Origin of the sequence: Streptomyces sp. NPDC050658, from assembly GCF_044457025.1 — a bacterium.
Lineage (GTDB): Bacteria > Actinomycetota > Actinomycetes > Streptomycetales > Streptomycetaceae > Streptomyces.
The window spans coordinates 229,823-250,745 of record NZ_JBITGM010000009.1 but is presented as its reverse complement, the minus strand read 5'-3'; the positions used below and the strand labels follow the sequence as shown (position 1 = coordinate 250,745).

The following is a 20,923-nucleotide window of genomic DNA, read 5'->3' as shown; positions in this document are numbered from 1 at the left end:
AATGCAGTGTCGATGTCCCAGACCACGGCTTTGATCGGCATGTTCCGAACGTACGCGAAGGGCCCGGGAGCCGTGGTGGCTTCCGGGCCCTTCGTGGTGCGTACGGATCAGGCGGTGAGCTTCGCCAGGGCCGCGTCGATGCGGGACAGCGACTTCTCCTTGCCCAGGATCTCCAGGGACTCGAAGAGGGGGAGGCCGATCGTGCGGCCGGTCACCGCCACGCGGACCGGGGCCTGGGCCTTGCCGAGCTTCAGGCCGTGCTCCTCGCCGGCGGCCAGGACGGCCTCCTTGAGGGACTCCGGGGACGTCCAGTCGGCCGCCTCCAGCTTGGCGCGGGCCGTGCGCAGGAGGGCGTCGGAGCCTTCCTTCATGGCCTTCGTCCAGGACGGCTCGTCGAAGACCGGCTCCGGGAGGAAGAGGAAGTCGACGTTGTCGGTGATCTCGGAGAGGACCTTGAGGCGGGTCTGCGCGTGCGGCGCGATGGCCGCCCAGGCCGCCTCGTCGAAGTCCTCGGGGGCCCAGTTGGCGTGCGGGGCCTTCAGCCACGGCTCGCAGGCCTCGGCGAACGCCTTCACGTCCAGCATGCGGATGTGGTCGGCGTTGATCGCCTCGGCCTTCTTCAGGTCGAAGCGGGCCGGGTTGGCGTTCACGTCCGCGAGGTCGAACTTGGCGACCATGTCGGAGATCGAGAAGACGTCCTGGTCCGCGGAGAACGACCAGCCCAGGAGGGACAGGTAGTTGAGCAGGCCCTCCGGGAGGAAACCGCGCTCCCGGTAGAGGTTGAGCGACGCCTGGGGGTCGCGCTTGCTCAGCTTCTTGTTGCCCTCGCCCATCACGTACGGGAGGTGGCCGAACTCGGGGATGCCCTTGGCGATGCCGAGCTCGATCAGCGCCTTGTAGAGGGCGATCTGGCGGGGCGTGGAGGAGAGCAGGTCCTCGCCGCGCAGGACGTGGGTGATCTCCATCAGCGCGTCGTCGACCGGGTTGACCAGCGTGTACAGCGGGGCACCGTTCGCGCGGACGATTCCGTAGTCCGTGACGTTCTCCGCCTGGACGGTGATCTCGCCGCGGACCAGGTCCGTGAAGGTCGTGGCCTCGTCGGGCATCCGGAAGCGGATGATGTGCTTGCGGCCCTCCGCCTCGTACGCCGCGATCTGCTCGGCGGTGAGGTCGCGGCAGTGGCCGTCGTAGCCGGACGGCTTGCCGGCGGCGCGGGCGGCCTCGCGGCGGGTGTCCAGCTCTTCGGTGGTGCAGTAGCAGGGGTAGGCGTAGCCGCCGTCACGCAGCTTCTGCGCCACGTCCTGGTAGATGTCCATGCGCTGCGACTGGCGGTACGGCGCGTGCGGGCCGCCGACCTCGGGGCCCTCGTCCCAGTCGAAGCCCAGCCAGCGCATCGAGTCGAGCAGCTGCTCGTACGACTCCTCGGAGTCGCGAGCCGCGTCGGTGTCCTCGATGCGGAAGACCAGAGTGCCCTCGTTGTGCCGGGCGAACGCCCAGTTGAAGAGGGCGGTGCGGACCAGGCCCACGTGGGGGTTGCCGGTCGGCGAGGGACAGAAACGTACGCGGACGTTCGCGTTAGCCACGCTTGATCACCTTGTTGGTGAGAGTGCCGATGCCTTCGATGGTGACGGCGACCTCGTCGCCGACGTTGAGCGGGCCCACCCCTGCCGGGGTGCCCGTGAGGATGACGTCGCCCGGGAGCAGCGTCATGGCCTCGGTGATGTTCACGATCAGATCCTCGATGGAGTGGATCATCTCGCTGGTGCGGCCCAGCTGGCGCTGCTCGCCGTTGACCGTGCACTGGATGGTGAGGTCGTTCGCGGCGGCCAGGTCGATGCCGGTCTCCACCCAGGGGCCGAGCGGGCAGGCGCTGTCGAAGCCCTTGGCGCGGGCCCACTGCTTCTCGCGGCGCTGGACGTCGCGGGCCGTGACGTCGTTGGCGCAGGTGTAGCCGAAGATGACGTCCTTGACGCGCTCGCGCGGGACCTCGCGGCACATGCGGCCGATGACCACGGCCAGCTCGGCCTCGTGGTGCAGCTCCTCGGAGAAGGGCGGATACGCGATGGCGTCGCCGGAGCCGATCATGGAGGTCGCGGGCTTGAAGAAGGCGAACGGGACGTCCGGGACGTCGTGGCCCAGCTCCTTCGCGTGCTCTCCGTAGTTGCGGCCGAACGCCACGATCTTGTGACCGATGACGGGAGGCAGCAGCCGGACCTTGCTGAGCGGGACCTTCACACCGCTGAGCTCGAACTCGGCGACGTACGGGCTGCCCTTGATGATGTCGACGACAAGCTCGTCCGGCTTGTCACCCTCGACCGCGCCGAAGGCGACGTTGCCGTCGATGGAGAACCTGGCGATGCGCACGTGAGCCTTGGCCCCTTGCTGAATATCGGGTGGAGTCTGACGCTCCAGGCTAACTCGGCAGGGAGGGGCCGACCTCTCTTATCAACCCGCGACAGGCACCTGCGTCAGCCCGCGACAGGCACCTGCTGCTCCGGCGCGTCCATCAGGACCGTGCGCTTCGGGTTCGCCGTCTGGGTCGGGAGCTCCAGCGCGTGCTCCGGCTGCTCGGGAGCGGCCTGGACCCCGGTCGCGTCCGCGAGGTGGGCCAGGGTGGTGCGACGCGGGTTGGCTATGTTGCGGAACATCGCCGACTTCACAGTCTTCATCTGTTGTTCAAGCCTTGTCAGTTGGGGCGTCGCGGAGTGGACGCGGGTTGTCGGATTCGCCATCCCTGTAAAGCGTCAGGCTAAACATCCAATTCCCGGCCAAAGTCCTTTTGAGGCCATGATCTTGATGTGAGTTTGCTCACGAGCGAGCGGGCAAAAGGGTCAATTCAGGCTCGTGAAGGCCTTGTTGGAATCGGACATTGCGCCACTGAAGCCACCATTCCGCTCCCGATCATGAAGACTGGGACACCCCCCACCCGTAGGCGCTCTGTTACCGAACGCCCGTTTTGGACCAGATCACTTTCTACGTCTCGTGACGCGGCACTCACGCCGTGTCACGGTGGTGGCGGCACGGCACACGGGCCTTGTTGGAGATCCTGCACTGTGCTGGAATTCCCGGGACCGCCGCGGGATCGAACCGGCGCGCAGGGGCGCAACGCAGCGCCGAGTGGCGGCGGGAAGGGGGAGCAGCGCCGGTCACTCACGACCACCATGGGGCGCGCTCAGTGCCCCACGACGCCGACACCGTCCGTCCGCCTGTGCGGGAGGACGCCTGGTCCAGAGGTTGCGACGCTAGTGCAGGGACGTTTCAAGAGGGATGGCAGCAGCGCTGCGGCCGAGCCGGAGCGCGGCGGGACCGACCGCGGCTCCTCGGCCCAGCACGCCCAGAACCCCGGACCGGTGCCGTCCGGTGACGGCGGCCAGGGCGGCGGCAGCCTGCCCCAGGCAGCCCCGAAGGCGAGCGGCCCGTCGGGCGGCAAGTCGCCCACCGGCCCCGGCTCGCGAATAGCCCTGCGCAACTGGCGCATCTCCACCCGCCTGGTGTCGCTGCTCGCGCTCCCCGTGATCACCGCGACCTCCCTCGGCGCGCTTCGTATCAACGAGTCGATGGACGAGATCCAGCAGCTCGACAACATGAAGCTGCTGACCGACATGACCAAGCAGGCCACCGAGCTGGCCTCCGCGCTCCAGGAGGAGCGCGACCGCTCGGCGGGCCCCCTCGCGCACGGCGCGAAGGCCTCCGACTACGTGGTCAAGGGCGCCCGGCAGAAGACCGACCGCGCCTACAACCGCTTCCTCCAGGGCACCCAGGACCTCGACGACACCGAGGGCGACAAGGGTCTGCTCGGCGTCCGGCAGAACACCGTCGAGATCACGCAGCAGCTGCAGAAGATCAACGACGTACGCAAGAACGCCTACAGCGACCCCACCTCCACGTCGCAGACGGTCGACGCCTACAGCCAGCTCATCGAGCAGCTGCTCGCCCTGTCCTCGGACATGGCGCAGGCGACCAGCAACCCGGACATGATCCAGCGCACCCGCGCCCTGGCGGCCTTCTCCTCCGCCAAGGAGTACGCGTCAGTACAGCGCGCCGTCATCGCCGCCTCGCTCCCGGCCGGCGACTCCGAGTTCGGCAAGATCTCCGAGACCGACCGGCGCTACGGCTTCTCCGCGCTCGACAAGGAGAACTCCGAGCTTCAGGCCTTCAAGGGCATCTACGCCGGAAACGCCGACGAGCTCACCAAGCCGATCGACGGCGGCAATGCCTCGATCAAGGGTGCCGACTCCTATGCCAAGCGCGTGCTGGAGCAGGAAGGCGGCATCAAGCTCCAGGACAAGCGGTCGTACAAGGACTGGGTCGACGCCGACACCACCAAGATCGACGCGATGTCCAAGATCGAGCTCACGCTGCTCAACGAGATGGAGCAGAAGGCCCGCGAGCTGCGCAACGAGTCCGAGCAGGCCGCCATCCTCAACGGTGCGCTGATCCTGCTCGTCCTCGGTGTCTCGCTGGTCGGCGCGTTCGTCGTCGCCCGGTCCATGATCCGCTCGCTGCGCCGGCTCCAGGACACCGCGACCAAGGTCGCCCAGGACCGCCTGCCCGAGCTGGTCAAGCAGCTCTCGGAGTCGGACCCGCAGGACGTCGACACCTCCGTCGAGTCCGTCGGTGTGCACTCCCGGGACGAGATCGGCCAGGTGGCCGCGGCCTTCGACGACGTGCACCGCGAGGCCGTACGACTCGCCGCCGAGCAGGCGTTGCTGCGAGGCAACGTCAACGCGATGTTCACCAACCTCTCGCGCCGCTCGCAGGGTCTTATCCAGCGCCAGCTCTCGCTCATCTCCGAGCTGGAGTCGCGTGAGGCCGACCCGGACCAGCTGTCCTCGCTCTTCAAGCTCGACCACCTCGCGACCCGCATGCGCCGTAACGGCGAGAACCTCCTCGTTCTCGCCGGTGAAGAGCCCGGCCGCCGGTGGACCCGGCCCGTGCCGCTCGTCGACGTGCTCCGTGCCGCCGCCTCCGAGGTGGAGCAGTACGAGCGCATCGAGCTGGCCGCGGTGCCCGCCACCGAGGTCGCCGGACGCGTCGTCAACGACCTCGTGCACCTGCTCGCCGAGCTGCTCGAGAACGCCACCTCGTTCTCCTCGCCGCAGACCAAGGTCAAGGTCACCGGTCACGCGCTGCCCGACGGCCGTGTGCTGATCGAGATCCACGACACCGGCATCGGCCTCTCCCCCGAGGACCTCGCGGCGATCAACGAGCGGCTCGCGTCGCCGCCCACCGTGGACGTCTCGGTCTCGCGCCGCATGGGTCTGTTCGTGGTCGGTCGTCTGTCGCAGCGCCACGGCATCCGCATCCAGCTCCGCCCGTCCGACTCCGGTGGTACGACCGCGCTGGTCATGCTGCCCGTCGACGTCGCCCAGGGCGGCAAGAAGGCTCCCGGCAAGCCCGGCGCCCCCGGCCAGGGCGGTGGCCCGGCCGCCGCGCAGGCCGCCGCCGGGGCCGCCGCCGCGCGTCGCGGTGTCGGTCCGGGGAGCGGTGGGCCCGGTGCCGCGGGTGCCGGTTCCGGTGCTGCCGGACGGCTCGGTGCCGGTGCGCCGCGTGGCCAGGTCGCGGGAGCGGGGCCGCGGGCCGCGCTGCCGTCGCGGGACTCCGGTCCCGGCCAGCCGCCGCGTGCCGGATCGCCGTCGGCGCCGGTGGGACCGACGGGCGCGGGTGCCGGTGGCAGCCTCTTCGGGGGCCGTCCCGACGCCGGCCGTGGCGCGGGTTCCGCGCCGCAGCCTCCCGTACCCCAGCAGCGTACGAACGCGGTTCCGCCGGCGGGGAACACCCCGGGCAACTCCGGCGACTCCGGTGACCAGTCGCGTCGTCCGCAGCTGCCGCCGCGAGGGGGGTCCCCCCTGGTCGAGCGAAGCCGAGAGCTTGGGGGCGGCCCGCGTGCCGAGCTGCCGGGTGGCAACCCGCAGCCCCGCACGCCCAGTTGGAGCGACGAGAACGCCCAGCCGCAGGTCTCGCGCGAGCCGTTCGACGCCCCGCGCGGCCACGAGGAGCCGGAGACCACCGGCCAGTTCGCGCAGCCGTCGGCGGGCCCCGGCTCGACCGCCGAGTTCGCGCGTCCCGACTTCAACGGGCCGCCGCCCGGCGCGAGTTCGCCGCAGGGCGCGGGTCAGCAGGGCCAGCAGGACACCGGTCAGTTCGTGCGCTCCGACGTGTTCGGCGGCCAGGACGGCTCCGGCACGGGGCAGTTCCAGCGTCCCGGCACGAGCGCGCCCGGCTTCAACGGCGCGACGCCCGGCGGCCCCGGCGGTCCTGGTGTGCCGCAGCAGCCGCAGCAGCCGCAGAACCCGGCCCAGCGACCTCAGCAGCCGCAGGCCCCGGCCCAGCCGCAGCCGCAGCCGCAGCAGCCCCAGCTGCCCGCCCGTTCGCAGCAGCCCGACGAGCTGCCGCCGGCCGGGCCCGGCGACGGCCGTACCCCGCTGTTCGACACGCTGGAGACCAACTGGTTCCAGCAGCAGCAGGAGCAGCAGGCCCAGCGGTCCGGCGGCGCCCCGCAGTCCGGTGGCCCCCGCGCCGCCGAGCCCGCCGCACCCGAGCAGCCGCGGCGCCCCCAGCGTCCGCAGCCCCAGCAGTCGCAGTCCCCGGCCGGTCCCCCACGCCCGGCCGCCGCACCCGCGGGCAACGCGCCCGGCGGTGGCGGCAGCAGCGCCGGTGGCAACGCCGGCAACACCAGCAACGTCACCAACGGCAGCAGCGCCGCCTGGCGCACCTCGCCGAACGACGAACTCGGCCGCCAGGCCGAGCGCGTCCGGCAGCCGTCCGCCGGTGGCGTCACCACGTCCGGTCTGCCGCGCCGCGTCCCGAGGGCCAACCTCGTCGCGGGCACCGCACAGCAGCAGCAGGACAGCACAGGTCCGCAGGTCTCGCGTGCGCCCGACGACGTACGCGGCCGGCTGACCAATCTCCGTCGGGGCATCCAGCAGGGTCGCCAGGCCGGTTCCGGCCAGACCGGCAGCTTCCCCACTCACCAGCAGGAGCGTTAGTTGAGTCCGATGAGCCAGGCGGCACAGAATCTGAACTGGTTGATCACCAACTTCGTGGACAACACCCCCGGGGTGTCCCACACGGTCGTGGTCTCCGCCGACGGCCTCCTTCTGGCGATGTCCGAAGGCTTCCCGCGGGACCGCGCCGACCAGCTCGCCGCGGTCGCCTCGGGGCTCACCTCCCTGACCGCCGGTGCCTCCCGGATCTTCGAGGGCGGCACCGTCACCCAGACCGTGGTGGAGATGGAGCGCGGCTTCCTCTTCATCATGTCGGTCTCCGACGGCTCCTCGCTGGCGGTGCTCGCGCACCCCGAGTGCGACATCGGCCTCGTCGGCTACGAGATGGCGCTCCTGGTCGACCGTGCGGGCGCTGTCCTCACGCCCGACCTGCGCGCCGAATTGCAGGGCAGCCTGCTCCACTAGCGCTCTTCCATCGGCCGCCCCACCGACCGAACGTACTGACCAACCGTCCGGCCGCCACTGGTGCCCCCCACCGGCTCTATTCGACGGCACGCAGACCACCTGCTGTCCCGCCCGGAGGATCCATGACCCCGCCCAACGCCTCTCACGACCCGTACGGCTCACAAGCCTCGTACGGCCTGGAAGGCGACCAGCCGCTGGTGCGTCCTTACGCGATGACCGGCGGCCGGACCAGGCCCCGCTACCAGCTCGCGATAGAGGCGCTGGTGAGCACGACGGCCGACCCGGCCCAGCTGATGGGGCTGCTCCCCGAGCACCAGCGGATCTGCCACCTGTGCCGCGAGGTCAAGTCGGTGGCCGAGGTGTCGGCTCTGCTCTCCATGCCGCTCGGCGTGGCCCGGATCCTCGTGGCCGACCTGGCCGAGGCCGGGCTCGTCGCCATCCATCAGCCCGGCGGCGACGAGAACGCCGGTGGCCAGCCAGACGTGACACTGCTCGAAAGGGTGCTCAGTGGACTTCGCAAGCTCTAGCGGCGGAGCAACAGCCCGCTCCACCACTTCCGCGAAGATCGTGGTGGCGGGCGGCTTCGGCGTGGGCAAGACCACGTTCGTCGGGGCTGTCTCCGAGATCAACCCGCTGCGCACCGAGGCCGTCATGACGTCGGCTTCGGCGGGCATCGACGACCTCACGCACACCGGGGACAAGACCACCACCACGGTGGCCATGGACTTCGGCCGCATCACCCTGGACCAGGACCTGATCCTGTACCTCTTCGGTACGCCGGGACAGGACCGCTTCTGGTTCATGTGGGACGACCTCGTGCGCGGCGCCATCGGCGCGGTGGTGCTCGTGGACACCCGCCGGCTCGCCGACTGCTTCCCGGCCGTCGACTACTTCGAGAACAGCGGCCTGCCGTTCGTGATCGCCCTCAACGGCTTCGACGGCCACCAGCCGTACACCCCCGACGAGGTGCGCGAAGCACTGCAGATCGGGCCCGGTACGCCGATCATCACGACGGACGCACGACACCGTGCGGACGCAAAGAGTGGCCTGATCACCCTGGTCGAGCACGCACTTATGGCACGACTCAAGTAGACGAGGGAGTACGGCAGTTGCCGTAGATTCAACAGAGCGGTCTGTGGCCTTTGACACGGCCGGCTGCTCTGTTCATAACGTTTCGACAGAGAATTCGCCGGGCGCCACCACGCGTCGCGGTCATCCGGTGTCGCTGCGCTCACAAGAGCCCCGCCTTTTGGCGGGGCTCGCTCTTTTTGACCGTTTTATCTGAGGCTTACACCACTCGGAACTTCCGCTTCCCAGTGTTTGGAAGAGTCCCGCCTGACGTGCTGGAATGCGCTGAACTGCCCAGTAGCACGGGCCTTGGAGACGACAGCGGGGCCGATGCGGGCCCCGCCGCCGAGAGGTTGTTGGTCGAGTGAGGCGAAGCAAGACGAGCCCCGCACCGCCGCAGACGCGGGACACGCGGGGCAACTTCACCCCGCCGCCGCGCGCAGCGGCGTCCCCCACAGATGTGCAGGGCCTGGAGCCGCCTGCCCCCTCCGGCGGCAGAATGTCCCCGCGCAACTGGCGCGTGCCGACTCGCCTGAACGCGATCCTCCTCATACCCGTGCTCGTCGGACTCGTCATGGGCGGCTTCCAGGTGAAGGCCTCCATCGACACCTGGAGCGAGGCCCAGGACGCCGAGAACACCGCCGTGCTGGTGCGCGCGTCGCTGAACTACGGCAACCGCCTCATCGAAGAGCGCGACATCTCCGCCGCTCCGCTGCTGCGCGGCAAGAAGAACGACCCCGCCGTCGTGAAGGCCCGCAAGGCCACCGACGCCGCCAAGGCCGAGTTCGACGCCGCCGCCGAGAACATGCCCCAGAAGGAAGGCCTCAAGCGCCGTCTTGACGGCTTCCACAAGGTGGAGCCGGGCCTCCAGGCGCTGCGCCAGGCCGCGTACACCTCCAAGCTCTCCGGTTCGAAGACCGAAGAGGGTTACGTCGCCATCCAGCACCCGCTGATGGAGTTCGCCAACGAGCTGGGCCTCGGCACCGGAAACATCACCAGCTACGGCCGTACCGTCTACGCCATCTCGCTGACCAAGGCCGCGCTCTCGCTCGAGCGGTCCATCGGTACGCACCTGCTGGTCAAGCCGGGCCCCACCGCCTCCTCCTTCGCCACGCAGCGCACCTCGCTCGCCTCGTACGCCTACCTCGAGGGCATCGCCATCGAGGAGTACAAGGGCGGCGGCACCCCCGAGGACCTCGCCAAGCTCGAGGCCGCCTCGAAGAAGCTGCAGGCCCAGGGCGAGAAGCAGGCCAAGCAGGCCGCGGCCGCCGCCAAGGCCAAGGGCGAGACGTTCGTCCCGCCGCCGTCGCCCGAGAAGATGGTCGCGGGCATCGCGGGCATGCCGAGCACGCAGCCCAGCGCGCGGGTCGCGCTGGCCGCCAAGGGCATCACCGCCGAGTCCTGGTGGGCCACCACCACCGCCAAGTTCGACGCGTACCGCACCATCGAGTCCGACCTCGCCGACAAGGCCGTGACCGAGGCGTCGGACATCGCCGACAACGCCCAGCGCAACGCGTACATCACCGGCGCCATCGTGGTCGTCGCGCTGCTCGCCGCCTTCATCCTGGCCGGGATGATGGCCCGCCAGATGTCCAAGGCGATGCGCCAGCTGCGCACTGCCGCCTTCGGCATCGCCGAGCAGCGCCTGCCGATGCTGGTCGACCAGCTCTCGCGCACCGACCCGGGCCGCGTCGACACCCGCGTACAGCCCATCCCGATCTCCACCACGGACGAGATCGGCGAGGTCGCCCGCGCCTTCGACCAGGTGCACCGCGAGGCCGTCCGGCTCGCCGCCGAGCAGGCGCTGCTGCGGGGCAACATCAACGCGATCTTCACCAACCTCTCGCGCCGCAACCAGTCGCTGATCGAGGGCCAGCTGACCCTCATCACCGACCTGGAGAACAACGAGGCCGACCCGGACCAGCTGGAGAGCCTCTTCCGCCTGGACCACCTGGCGACCCGTATGCGCCGCAACGGCGAGAACCTCCTGGTCCTCTCCGGCGAGGAGCCGGGCCGCCGCTGGGACCAGCCGGTCCCGCTGGTCGACGTCCTGCGCGCCGCCTCCTCCGAGGTGGAGCAGTACGAGCGCATCGAGCTGTCCGGCGTACCGGAGGCCGAGATCCACGGCCTGGCCGTGACCGACCTCGTGCACCTGCTCGCCGAGCTCCTGGAGAACGCCACCACGTTCTCCTCGCCGCAGACCAAGGTCCGCGTCACCGCGACCCGTCTGCCCGACGGCCGCGTCATGGTCGAGATCCACGACAAGGGCATCGGCCTCACCGCCGAGGACTTCGCGGACATCAACCACAAGCTGGCGAACCCGCCGACCGTGGACGCCGCGATCTCGCAGCGCATGGGCCTCTTCGTGGTCGGCCGGCTCTCCGACCGGCACGGCATCCGGGTCCAGCTGCGCCCCTCGGGCGAGCAGGCCGGCACGACCTCGCTGGTCATGCTCCCGGACGGGATCACGCACGGTGGCGGTGGCGAACACCAGCTGCCGGAGTCCGAGTTCACGGTCTCCTCGATCATGCCGGAGCAGCAGGCCCCGGAGCAGGCGGCCTTCAACCACCAGCCGATGCGCACGGCGGCGGAGCTGGGCTTCGACGACAGCCGCTACGGCGGCGACAACGGCGACGCCCATGAGCTCGACCCGGTGGGCCGCTCGCTGATGCGCGAGGAGCGGCGTGCCGCCCTGGAGGCGCAAGCCCAGAACGGCGACGCCCGGCCGCTCTTCCGCGACGAGATCGAGCCGCAGCAGGGCTTCGACCAGCAGGGCGGCTACGAGCAGCCCGGTTACGACCAACAGTCCCCGGCGTACGACGAGTACGGTCAGGGCCAGCCGGCCGTACAGCAGTCGTACGAAGAGCCGTACTACCCCGAGCAGAACGGTTACCAGGACGCCGCCTATACGGAGGCGGGTCAGAACGGCCACGCCGCTCGTACGGGTGCCGTATCCGAGCCGTTCACCGCGTACCCGGACCGCTCTCACCAGGACGACTGGCCCACGCGCGGCGCGAACGACGCCGACACGGGCGCGTATCAGGGCGAGTACGCCCCGGAAGCGGAATCTGCTCCGGCGGCTCCCCTGAACGGCGGCGAGCGCGTAGGCTTCGACCGTCCCGGACCGGCACCGTCCGCAGTGCACGACACGACGGCCGCGGGTCTCCCGCGCCGCGGTTCCGCCCCTGCGAACGGCAACGGCGGCACTCCGGCACCGGCCCCGGCCGAGGACGTGTTCGGCAACAACGACGGCGGCTGGCGTTCGTCCAACGACGACCGCTGGCAGCGCGCCGAGCAGCTGAAGGAGCCCAAGGCGGGTGGGGTCACCCCGTCCGGTCTCCCGAAGCGGGTACCCAAGGCCAATCTGGTCGAGGGAACGGCGGAACAGACCCCACAGGGCGGCCCCCAGGTCTCCCGCGACCCCGAGGACGTACGGGGCAGGCTGAGCAACCTGCGCCGGGGCGTCCAGCGGGGACGCAGCGCAGGTAGTGACACGAATGGCCAGGGCCTCGGTCCTGACAGCACCTACAACCAGGAGCGTTAGTGTGAGCCCGATGAGCCAGGCGGCGCAGAACCTGAACTGGTTGATCACCAACTTCGTGGACAACACCCCCGGGGTGTCCCACACCGTGGTGGTCTCCGCCGACGGACTCCTTCTGGCGATGTCCGAAGGCTTCCCCCGCGACCGGGCCGACCAGCTCGCGGCCGTCGCATCCGGTCTGACCTCCCTCACCGCCGGGGCCTCCCGGATCTTCGAGGGCGGTTCCGTGACCCAGACCGTTGTGGAGATGGAGCGAGGATTTCTCTTCCTTATGTCCATCTCCGACGGCTCCTCGCTGGCCGTACTGGCCCACCCGGATGCGGACATCGGTCTCATTGGGTACGAGATGGCGCTTCTTGTCGACCGCGCCGGCACCGTACTCACGCCCGACCTGCGTGCGGAGCTGCAGGGGAGCCTTCTCAACTAATAGACGGACGGTGCGTTTACGCGTCCCGTGGCCGTAAGGTTTCGGGACGCGGCTCCAGAATGATGGTGCCCGGCACAGTCGGAGGAGGAGTACGTGGCAGGCTCAGGAACACCCCCGGACGGATCGTCATCGGCCAACTGGTCGCCTGGTCACGGCCAGGTACAGGGGCCGCACGACGGGGCACCGAACCGGTACAACTTCCCCTCCGCGCCCAGTCAGCACCGCGCGCCCTACCGCCAGCCGCAGCAGCCGGGCCCCCGCCAGAGCCCGTACGAGCAGCCTCACTCACCCAGGATCCAGCCAGTGCAACCACAGCGACGCGCCCCTGAACCGGCGCCCGCGGGGGCCGCGAACAACCCCTTGGTGCGCCCGTACGCCATGACGGGCGGCCGTACCCGGCCCCGCTACCAGCTCGCCATCGAGGCGCTGGTGCACACCACCGCACAACCGCACCAGTTGCAGGGCCAGTTGCCCGAGCATCAGCGCATCTGCAACCTGTGCCGCGAAATCAAGTCAGTGGCCGAGGTCTCGGCCCTGCTCTCCATCCCCCTCGGCGTCGCCCGGATCCTCGTAGCCGACCTGGCGGAGGCCGGACTTGTCGCCATCCATCAGCCGGGCGGCGACGAGTCCGCCGGCGGCCAGCCAGACGTGACACTGCTCGAAAGGGTGCTCAGTGGACTTCGCAAGCTCTAGCGGCGGAGCAACAGCCCGCTCCACCACCAGCGCGAAAATCGTGGTGGCGGGCGGCTTCGGCGTGGGCAAGACCACGTTCGTCGGGGCGGTCTCTGAGATCAACCCGCTGCGCACCGAGGCCGTCATGACGTCCGCGTCCGCGGGCATCGACGACCTCACGCACACCGGGGACAAGACCACCACGACGGTCGCGATGGACTTCGGCCGCATCACCCTGGACCAGGACCTGATCCTGTACCTCTTCGGTACGCCGGGACAGGACCGCTTCTGGTTCATGTGGGACGACCTCGTCCGCGGCGCCATCGGCGCGGTGGTCCTGGTCGACACGAGGAGGCTCGCCGACTGCTTCCCCGCCGTCGACTACTTCGAGAACTCCGGCCTTCCCTTCGTGATCGCCCTCAACGGCTTCGACGGCCACCAGCCGTACACCCCCGACGAGGTGCGCGAGGCGCTCCAGATCGGCCCGGACACCCCGATCATCACCACCGACGCCCGTCACCGCGCGGACGCGAAGAGCGCGCTGATCACGCTCGTGGAGCATGCGTTGATGGCGCGGCTGCGCTAGTCAGCCCCGCAGGCAACGGAAAGGGCCCCCAGCTCCAAGAGGAGCTGGGGGCCCTTTCCGTTGCTCGGGCGGCGGGGACTAGCCCTGCCAGCTGTGCGGCGCCCGGAAGCCCGGGGTGCGCTCCAGGCGGCGCCAGCCGGCCTTGTCGCGGCCTCGGCGGGTCGTCGGGGTCTGGGCGGTGGCGGCGGCGCGGGCCAGCAGGAGCGCCGTGATCGCGGCGACCTCCTCGGGCTCGGCGTGACCCTTCTCGACTCGGATGTCGGGGGTGTTCATTTGCAGCGTTCTCCTTGTGGGCTACTGCAGGATTACTGCGGGACTGCGGGACTGCGTGACTACTGCGGAGGGTTGCCGTGCTTGCGTGACGGCAGGTCCGCGTGCTTGTTCCGGAGCATCGCCAGCGAGCTGATCAGGACCTCGCGCGTCGCCGCCGGGTCGATCACGTCGTCGACCAGGCCACGCTCCGCGGCGTAGTACGGGTGCATCAGCTCCGCCTTGTACTCCTTGACCATGCGCGCACGCATCGCCTCGGGGTCCTCGGCGGCCGCGATCTGCCGGCGGAAGATGACGTTGGCGGCGCCTTCGGCGCCCATCACGGCGATCTCGTTGGTCGGCCAGGCATAGGTGAGGTCGGCTCCGATGGACTGGCTGTCCATCACGATGTACGCACCTCCGTACGCCTTGCGCAGGATCAGGGAGATCCGCGGCACCGTGGCGTTGCAGTAGGCGTACAGGAGCTTCGCTCCGTGGCGGATGATGCCGCCGTGCTCCTGGTCGACGCCCGGCAGGAAGCCCGGCACGTCCAGCAGCGTCACGATCGGGATATTGAAAGCGTCGCACATCTGGACGAAGCGGGCAGCCTTCTCGGACGCCTCGATGTCCAGGACACCCGCCAGCGACTGCGGCTGGTTGGCGACGATGCCCACCACCTTGCCGTCCAGGCGGGCCAGCGCGCAGATGATGTTGCGCGCCCAGCGCTCGTGGATCTCCAGGTAGTCGCCGTCGTCGACGAGCTCCTCGATCACCTTGGCCATGTCGTACGGCCGGTTGCCGTCCGCCGGGACCAGGTCGAGGAGGACGTCGCTGCGGCGGTCCGCCGGGTCGTCCGACTCGTGCGTGGGCGGGTTCTCGCGGTTGTTGGAGGGCAGCATCGCGATGAGGTACCGCACCTCGGCGAGGCAGGTCTCCTCGTCGTCGTACGCGAAGTGGCAGACGCCCGACGTCTCGGCGTGCACATCCGCGCCGCCCAGGCCGTTCTGGGTGATCTCCTCGCCCGTCACCGCGCGGACCACGTCCGGACCGGTGATGAACATCTGCGAGGTCTCGCGGACCATGAAGACGAAGTCCGTGAGCGCCGGGCTGTACGCCGCGCCGCCCGCGCACGGACCCAGCATCACGCTGATCTGCGGGATGACGCCCGACGCCTTGGTGTTGCGCTGGAAGATGCCGCCGTAGCCCGCGAGGGCGGAAACGCCCTCCTGGATACGGGCACCCGCGCCGTCGTTGAGGGAGACCAGCGGGGCTCCCGCCGCGATGGCCATGTCCATGATCTTGTGGATCTTCGTGGCGTGCGCCTCACCGAGCGCGCCGCCGAAGATGCGGAAGTCGTGGGCGTACACGAAGACCGTGCGGCCCTCGACCGTGCCCCAGCCGGTGATGACACCATCGGTGTACGGCTTCTTCGCCTCCAGGCCGAACCCGGTCGCCCGGTGCCGGCGCAGCTGCTCGACCTCCTGGAACGAACCGGCGTCAAGGAGCAGCTCGATCCGCTCGCGGGCGGTCAGCTTGCCCTTGGCGTGCTGCGCCTTCGTCGCCTTCTCGCTCGGCCCGCGCACCGCCTCCGCACGGATCGCGTGCAGTTCGGCGACGCGCCCACGCGCGTCGGTGGGCTCGCCCTCGGCAGAAGCGGTGTCGTCCAAAACGGTCATGTAGTGACCTTACGAAGTGCACCTAAAGAAACGGACCGTCGACTCTGCACAGTCTCCGGCCCGTTTTCCTGGCACCCCCGAACAGAACCTCACTCCAGTGAGCCCGAAGTGACTGCTCAGGGGACCATCGCGCTGTAGGGATTCCACAAAGGTGGGCCTGAGACGCATCTCACACCGGCCCGCCGGAGGGGGTGGCGCCGACCCTCAGGCCGCCCTGCGGATCACGATGTCACCCAGGCCCGTGCGACCGCGCACCTGGACCGTCTCGTCCGTCGAGTCCGGGCCCGCCGTCGAGCCGAGCGACTGCCGCAGGGCCCCGGCCCGCGAGCGTACGTCCAGCCAGGCCGCCGTGCCCTCCCGGACGCCGACCTCCAGCTCGCCCGCGGCGGACTCCATGGTGACCGTGCCGCGGACGACCTCGGCCAGACGGATCGACCCGTTGGCCGTCCTGGCGTCGACATCGGCCCCGGCAAGACCGACCGCGATGGCGCCATTGGAGGACTTCACCCGCAGCTCGCCGCGGACCTCGCCGAGCTTGGTGCTGCCGTTGGAGTTCGCGATCGTCGCCGCGCCGCCGATCTCGCCGACCCGCACGTCACCGGACCCGGTCGTGATCTCGGCCGCACCCTCCACCCGGTCCACGGCGACCTCGCCATAGCCCGTGCTCAGCCGCGCCGAACTCGCGTCGGCGACCTGGATGTCGCCGCAGGAGGTCTTGTACGCGCACGCCCCCAGCGGCCCCGTCGCGGAGAGGTTCGCCATGGCGGCACTCGCGTCGAGCCGTGAGCCCGCCGGCAGTCTGATCTCCACGTCGACCGACGCGTTCTTGGCGAACGGAGAGCGCTGCTTGGGCCCCTTGACCCGCAGCTCACCGTCGGCGAACTCGACCTGGGTGCGCTCCGCGGCCCGCACGTCCTCCTCGCGGGCCGCGCTGGTCGGACGTACGTCGACGACGGTCTCCGTGACGTCGCCCGCGGTGATCCGGAGCGCGCCGGACTCGATGGTGACGATGGCGGTGATGGGGGTGGGGGTGCTGAAGGAAGTCATGGTTCGTTTCCCGTCCTGATTCGGTCGTGAGGCCGTCTTGAAGTGCGTGACTTCATAGTGGCACCACCATGGCGCCATCGCAAGTGGCGATGGCGCCATGGTGGCATCAGGAAGGGCTCTCGTTCACTCTTTTCACAGGTCAGAACCCCTAAAAGGAGTTGGCGACTTCTTGGCGCCATCCATCATTTCGTGGCGCCGCACTGGAAGCGGGCGTCGCCCCAGTCCGCGTGGTCATTGCCCGGGCCGTCACCCCCGTCCCCCGTCCTCAGCTCCACGTACTTCGCCCCCGTGACGTCCGCCGTCAGTGACCACGCGTCGTCCGGGGCCTTCAGGACCGGTGACTTCACCTTCTCCGTTCCGTCCGCCGCCACGGTGAACTGCACGCTGCCGCGCGTTCCCTGCGAGTCGTCCTGGCCGACCTTCGCCGTGAAGGACGTGCACTTGCCGCCCAGGTAGTAGCGGATCGTGCCCGGTGACGCCGTGCCCAGGCCCTTCTCGTAGACCGTGCCGTTGATCGTCAGCGGCTTCCCGTCGCCCGCGGCCGTCTCGCCGTTCGACATGTCCTTCTCCGCCGGGCCCCAGCCGTTCTCCATGAACGTCCAGTCCAGGTCGGACGCGTACGTGTCCGTGGTGGGCGGCGGTGGCAGCGTGCGGACGGAGGTGTCGGCCGACAGTTCCCTGGACGCGCCGTCCAGTGCGTACGTCACCTTCGAACTCAGCCTGTACGGCTGGTACTTCGCGTCCGCGGGTGGTGTCACCTGCCAGGTCGCCGTGGCCTTCGCCCCAGGGTTCACCGAGTCCAAGGAGACCGGGCCCGAGGGCTCGGCCGTCCAGCCGTCGGGGAGGGCGAGGGCTGCCTCGACGTCCATCGCCGTCGTTGCCTCGTAGTTGGTGAAGGTGGCCGTGACCTCGTTCTTCTCCCCGGGTTCGAGCGTCTCCGCCTTGCTAGCCAGGGCCAGCGTCGCGCACGCCGGCCGGTCCTTCGCCGGGCCCAGGTCCGTGACCTTGAGGTTGTCGAGGATGAAGTCGGCGGTGTCCGCCGCGTCGTCCCGCATCCGCAGGCCCACCCAGGTGTCCCCGCAGCCGGCCGTGACGGTCTGCTCGAAGCGGGCCGTGGTGCGCTGCTCGCCGATCGCGGTGCGGCGCGTCTCCACCGAGTCCGGCTTGCCGTCGGCGGCGATCCTGTCGTACCCGGTGACCCACTCGAAGGAATCGGCGTGGCTCGACTGGTAGTCGTAACTGACTTTGTAGGCGCGGCCGTTCGTCAGTGGGACCGTCGCGGGTGTGGTGCGGTAGACGAGGCCCTTGTTGCCCTCGTGCGTCTTCAGTGAGCGCGCGCCGTCGAGCACGTCGTCGACCCGCTTTCCGTTCCAGCCCGACTGGGTGTACGGCGCGTGCCGGAGCGCCAGGTGCGTGCGCGGGTCCGTCACGCCTCCGCCGGCGCCCTTCGCGAAGGGGCCCCAGCCCTGGTCGACGTCCTCGAAATCCTCGTACACGACGGCGTCTTGCTGTGTGGCCGGGGCGTTGGCGAGCACGCGTACGTCGGCGATCCGTACCCTGGCCGGCGCCCCCGCTGCCGCCTCCACCCGCAGCGTCGCGCGGCCGTCGGCGGGTGCCGTGAAGTTGACCTTGACGCGTTGCAGGAAGGTCCCGTGCCACTGGCTGCCCGAGTCGGTGTTCTCAAGGGTCGAGCGGTCGACGGAGTGGGACTTTCCCGCGATCCGGAGTGTCGTACGGCGTTCCTTGCCCGGCTCCACCTCCACCCAGGCCGAGGCCGTGTGGCGTTTGCCGGGCGAAAGTCCCTTGAGCTGCTGGGCGATTGACGCCTCCGCTGTGCCGCTCAGTTCCGCGCTGTGGCGGCCCAGCTCGTCCGTGTCCCGGTGGGCCGCGCCCGTCTTGGACCAGTCGGTCAGGCGCGCGTCGTGGAAGCCCGGGTCCTTCACCGGGCCGCCCTCGCCCCATGCCGGGTCGGCCGTGGAGGGAGTGGTGGCCGTCGGGTAGAGGACGTACGGCTGTCCTGCCTCGGCCTTGAGGGTGATCCTGCCGCCCTCGGCGCGGACCGTGCCGGTCTTCACTCGGCCGTTGTCGGTGAGCTTGTGGACCGTGTACGAGGAGCTGCCGGGCGGCACCTCCCAACTCGTCCTCCCACCCGCCTTGTTGTAGTGGTAGAGCTTCTTGCCGCCGGACCACGGGACGAGGTACGCGGTGTCGCTGAGGACCTTGCGGCCGTCGTCGTAGAACGTGCGCTTCCCGTCCTCGACCGTGCCGCGCACACCGCCGGTGAAGGTGATGTCTTCGCTCTTCGCGTCCCAGCGCGTGATCCGCTCCTGCTGGAGGAACTTGGCGGGCAGGTCGCGCTGCCAGACGTTGGCGTAGAAGGCGTTCCAGTCGTTCTCGCCGCTCCAGCCCTCGAACTCCTCGACGGCGGTTTGGCCGAGTACGGGGTCCGAGTTCCAGACGTCCTTCTCGCTGTTGCGGATGAAGCGGATGATCTGCGAGTTGAGGCCCTTGTTGGTCTTGGGGCCGTAGTCGAGGTCGTTGGCCCAGTGCGACCAGAGCGAGTCGCGCTCGAACTTGTCCGCCCACTCGGTGGCCAGGTTGAAGCCCTGCCCCTTGATGGCCTTCGCGGTCTGCTCGGCGATCCAGCCGTGGGTGTAGTAGACGTCGACGTACGCGAAGGAGAGGTTCGGGTCGGTCTCGTCGCGGAGCTGCTTGAAGCGGCGGGCCAGGTCACCGCTGTTGATGTCGCGGCGCTGGTCGATGTAGTAGCTCTGGTTGAGCCAGTTCCAGCCGGGCTTCGTCTTGTCGACGAGCTTCTCGTCGAAGGCCTTCGCCTCCGGGTAGGCCTCGGTGGCGTTCACGTGGACACCAAAGGTGGCGCCCCACTTCCTGCCCTCCCTGAGCAGCTTGTTGAGGTCCTTGAGGCCGCCCGCCCGCTGGTTGATGTTGCCGCCGTAGTCGGGGTGCGCGGAGTCGTGGCCCTCGGAGGCGTAGCCCTTGAGGAGTGCCTGCTGACCGAGGCCGTCCGTGGCCAGGGAGATCCGCTTCACGTCGTCCAGGGTGCGCAGGAAGGGGTGCTGGGCCTGGCTCCCGAAGTTGAACGGGATGTGGGTGATGACCCGGTCGGGGGTGCCTTCGCTGCCCCTCGGCCTGGTGGCGATGGTGTCGCGGTAGGCGACCGCGCCGTCCTGCCAGTCGACCTTCTTGTCGCCGTTGGCGTCCGGTGTGACGACGACCTTGGCCCAGGGCAGGTCGTCCCCCTTCGCGGGCTCGGCGGCGCCCGCGCCCCGGTTGACCCACTGCCCGGACCAGACGCCGACGCGCGTCGCGCCGCCCTCGCCCTTGGTGGCCCGGTGCCAGAAGCGGGCGCCGTCCTGTCCCGTGGCCCCGCTCGGCTTGTCGTACGCCGAGTTCGACTCGACGGCCGCCGCGAGCTCTGAGGTGTTGACGATGGCGTACGACGCACCGACGGGCGCCTGATCGGCCGGGGTCTCGGCGGTGACCGCGGCGAACTTGTCCGCGGTTCGTGTGGAGTCCGGGTCCAGCTTGGTGAACGCGGTCTCGGCGCCGCCGTCCGCGCTGCCCACGGAGACCAGGTCGTGGCCGGGGATGTCGATCGTGCCGACGCGGAAGGCCTCGGTGTCGCGGACCGCCGTGATCTTGAAGGTGGTGGCGCGGCCGCGCACGGAGAGGCGGGCGTCGATCTCCACGCCGGTCAGGTCGGGGAAGGTCAGGGTGTAGGCGGCCGCGTCGTCTTCGACCTCCGGCGCGCCCTTGAGCTGGGCCTTGTAGGCCTTGCCGTTCAGGGTGATCTCGGTGACCGGGCGGGTGGAGCCGAGGAGGCGGGCTCCGGTCGACCGGTCCGTGTACGAGAGGACGCGCGGGAAGTCGTCGGCGACGGCGACGGTGAGCTGCCCGGAGGCGATCACGGTCTGCGCGGCCCGTGGTGTCGGGTCGGCTGTGGCCGGGCCCGCGAGGGCGAACACGGCGGACGAGGCGGCGGCGATGGCGCAGGCCGCGCGGAGTCTTCGGGAGCGGGACGAGGGCATGCGGACCTGGGTATCGGCGCCGCCGCGCCCCGGTCAACGGAGTCGGGACCGGTGGAGCCCGGCAGTCCAAGTACCGCTTGGCGGAAGTCCAAGAAGCCCAAGGGGCGGGGGCTGAAGTCCCGGCGTAGCGTCGATCGCGGTGTGTGATGCCGCGAACACGTCCCGCTTTCAGTTGAACATTGAACGGAATGGAGCT

At 69.8% G+C, this 20,923-nt stretch carries 15 protein-coding genes; 8 read left to right on the top strand and 7 right to left on the bottom strand.

Annotated features, from left to right (window positions below; genetic code table 11):
• Positions 1 to 107 precede the first annotated feature (107 nt).
• The 3 genes from gltX to ACIBKX_RS29105 all read right to left on the bottom strand — a co-directional run bounded on the left by gltX (position 108) and on the right by ACIBKX_RS29105 (position 2,669).
• The gene (gene gltX / locus ACIBKX_RS29115; RefSeq protein WP_363273609.1) at positions 108 to 1,583 is read right to left on the bottom strand and encodes a glutamate--tRNA ligase; all 1,476 of its coding nucleotides are present in this window, start codon (positions 1,581 to 1,583) and stop codon (positions 108 to 110) included.
• The gene (locus ACIBKX_RS29110) at positions 1,576 to 2,364 is read right to left on the bottom strand and encodes a fumarylacetoacetate hydrolase family protein (protein ID WP_363273610.1); all 789 of its coding nucleotides are present in this window, start codon (positions 2,362 to 2,364) and stop codon (positions 1,576 to 1,578) included. The genes gltX and ACIBKX_RS29110 overlap by 8 nt, the downstream gene beginning before the upstream one ends.
• 104 nt (positions 2,365 to 2,468) lie before the next feature.
• Entirely contained in the window at positions 2,469 to 2,669 is a 201-nt protein-coding gene (locus ACIBKX_RS29105; protein WP_363273611.1) for a hypothetical protein, read from the bottom strand.
• Between the two features lie 576 nt (positions 2,670 to 3,245).
• Between ACIBKX_RS29105 and ACIBKX_RS29100 the strand changes: the two genes are divergently transcribed.
• The 8 genes from ACIBKX_RS29100 to ACIBKX_RS29065 all read left to right on the top strand — a co-directional run bounded on the left by ACIBKX_RS29100 (position 3,246) and on the right by ACIBKX_RS29065 (position 13,706).
• Complete coding sequence (locus ACIBKX_RS29100; protein WP_363273612.1) at positions 3,246 to 6,989, top strand: nitrate- and nitrite sensing domain-containing protein; 3,744 nt, start codon at positions 3,246 to 3,248, stop codon at positions 6,987 to 6,989.
• Positions 6,990 to 6,998: 9 nt separating this feature from the next.
• Positions 6,999 to 7,412, top strand: a complete 414-nt coding sequence (locus tag ACIBKX_RS29095; RefSeq protein ID WP_030787430.1) for a roadblock/LC7 domain-containing protein — start codon at positions 6,999 to 7,001, stop codon at positions 7,410 to 7,412.
• A gap of 122 nt (positions 7,413 to 7,534) precedes the next feature.
• Positions 7,535 to 7,939: a DUF742 domain-containing protein gene (locus ACIBKX_RS29090; protein ID WP_363273613.1), complete on the top strand. Its 405-nt coding sequence runs from the start codon at positions 7,535 to 7,537 to the stop codon at positions 7,937 to 7,939.
• Positions 7,920 to 8,504 (top strand): ATP/GTP-binding protein, encoded by a 585-nt coding sequence (locus ACIBKX_RS29085; protein WP_363273614.1) that lies wholly within the window; start codon positions 7,920 to 7,922, stop codon positions 8,502 to 8,504. Before ACIBKX_RS29090 ends, ACIBKX_RS29085 begins: the two co-directional genes overlap by 20 nt.
• Positions 8,505 to 8,844: 340 nt before the next feature.
• Positions 8,845 to 12,024 carry a nitrate- and nitrite sensing domain-containing protein gene (locus tag ACIBKX_RS29080; protein WP_363273615.1) on the top strand — a complete coding sequence of 1,060 codons (3,180 nt, stop codon included), beginning with the start codon at positions 8,845 to 8,847 and terminating at the stop codon, positions 12,022 to 12,024.
• 10 nt (positions 12,025 to 12,034) lie between these two features.
• Positions 12,035 to 12,448, top strand: coding sequence for a roadblock/LC7 domain-containing protein (locus tag ACIBKX_RS29075; RefSeq protein ID WP_135330751.1), 414 nt, complete (start codon positions 12,035 to 12,037; stop codon positions 12,446 to 12,448).
• 93 nt (positions 12,449 to 12,541) lie between these two features.
• The gene (locus tag ACIBKX_RS29070; RefSeq protein WP_363273616.1) at positions 12,542 to 13,141 is read left to right on the top strand and encodes a DUF742 domain-containing protein; all 600 of its coding nucleotides are present in this window, start codon (positions 12,542 to 12,544) and stop codon (positions 13,139 to 13,141) included.
• Positions 13,122 to 13,706 (top strand): ATP/GTP-binding protein, encoded by a 585-nt coding sequence (locus tag ACIBKX_RS29065; protein WP_030361923.1) that lies wholly within the window; start codon positions 13,122 to 13,124, stop codon positions 13,704 to 13,706. Before ACIBKX_RS29070 ends, ACIBKX_RS29065 begins: the two co-directional genes overlap by 20 nt.
• A 78-nt stretch (positions 13,707 to 13,784) precedes the next feature.
• Here the strand turns inward: ACIBKX_RS29065 and ACIBKX_RS29060 are convergent, their stop codons facing one another.
• The 4 genes from ACIBKX_RS29060 to ACIBKX_RS29045 form a co-directional block, all read right to left on the bottom strand.
• A complete protein-coding gene (locus ACIBKX_RS29060) occupies positions 13,785 to 13,979 on the bottom strand; it encodes an acyl-CoA carboxylase epsilon subunit (protein WP_363273617.1) in 195 nt (64 codons plus the stop codon).
• Between the two features lie 59 nt (positions 13,980 to 14,038).
• The gene (locus ACIBKX_RS29055) at positions 14,039 to 15,631 is read right to left on the bottom strand and encodes an acyl-CoA carboxylase subunit beta (protein ID WP_363273618.1); all 1,593 of its coding nucleotides are present in this window, start codon (positions 15,629 to 15,631) and stop codon (positions 14,039 to 14,041) included.
• 204 nt (positions 15,632 to 15,835) lie between these two features.
• A complete protein-coding gene (locus ACIBKX_RS29050; protein WP_363273619.1) occupies positions 15,836 to 16,678 on the bottom strand; it encodes a DUF4097 family beta strand repeat-containing protein in 843 nt (280 codons plus the stop codon).
• A gap of 182 nt (positions 16,679 to 16,860) precedes the next feature.
• Entirely contained in the window at positions 16,861 to 20,727 is a 3,867-nt protein-coding gene (locus ACIBKX_RS29045) for an endo-alpha-N-acetylgalactosaminidase family protein (protein ID WP_363273620.1), read from the bottom strand.
• Positions 20,728 to 20,923 lie beyond the last annotated feature (196 nt).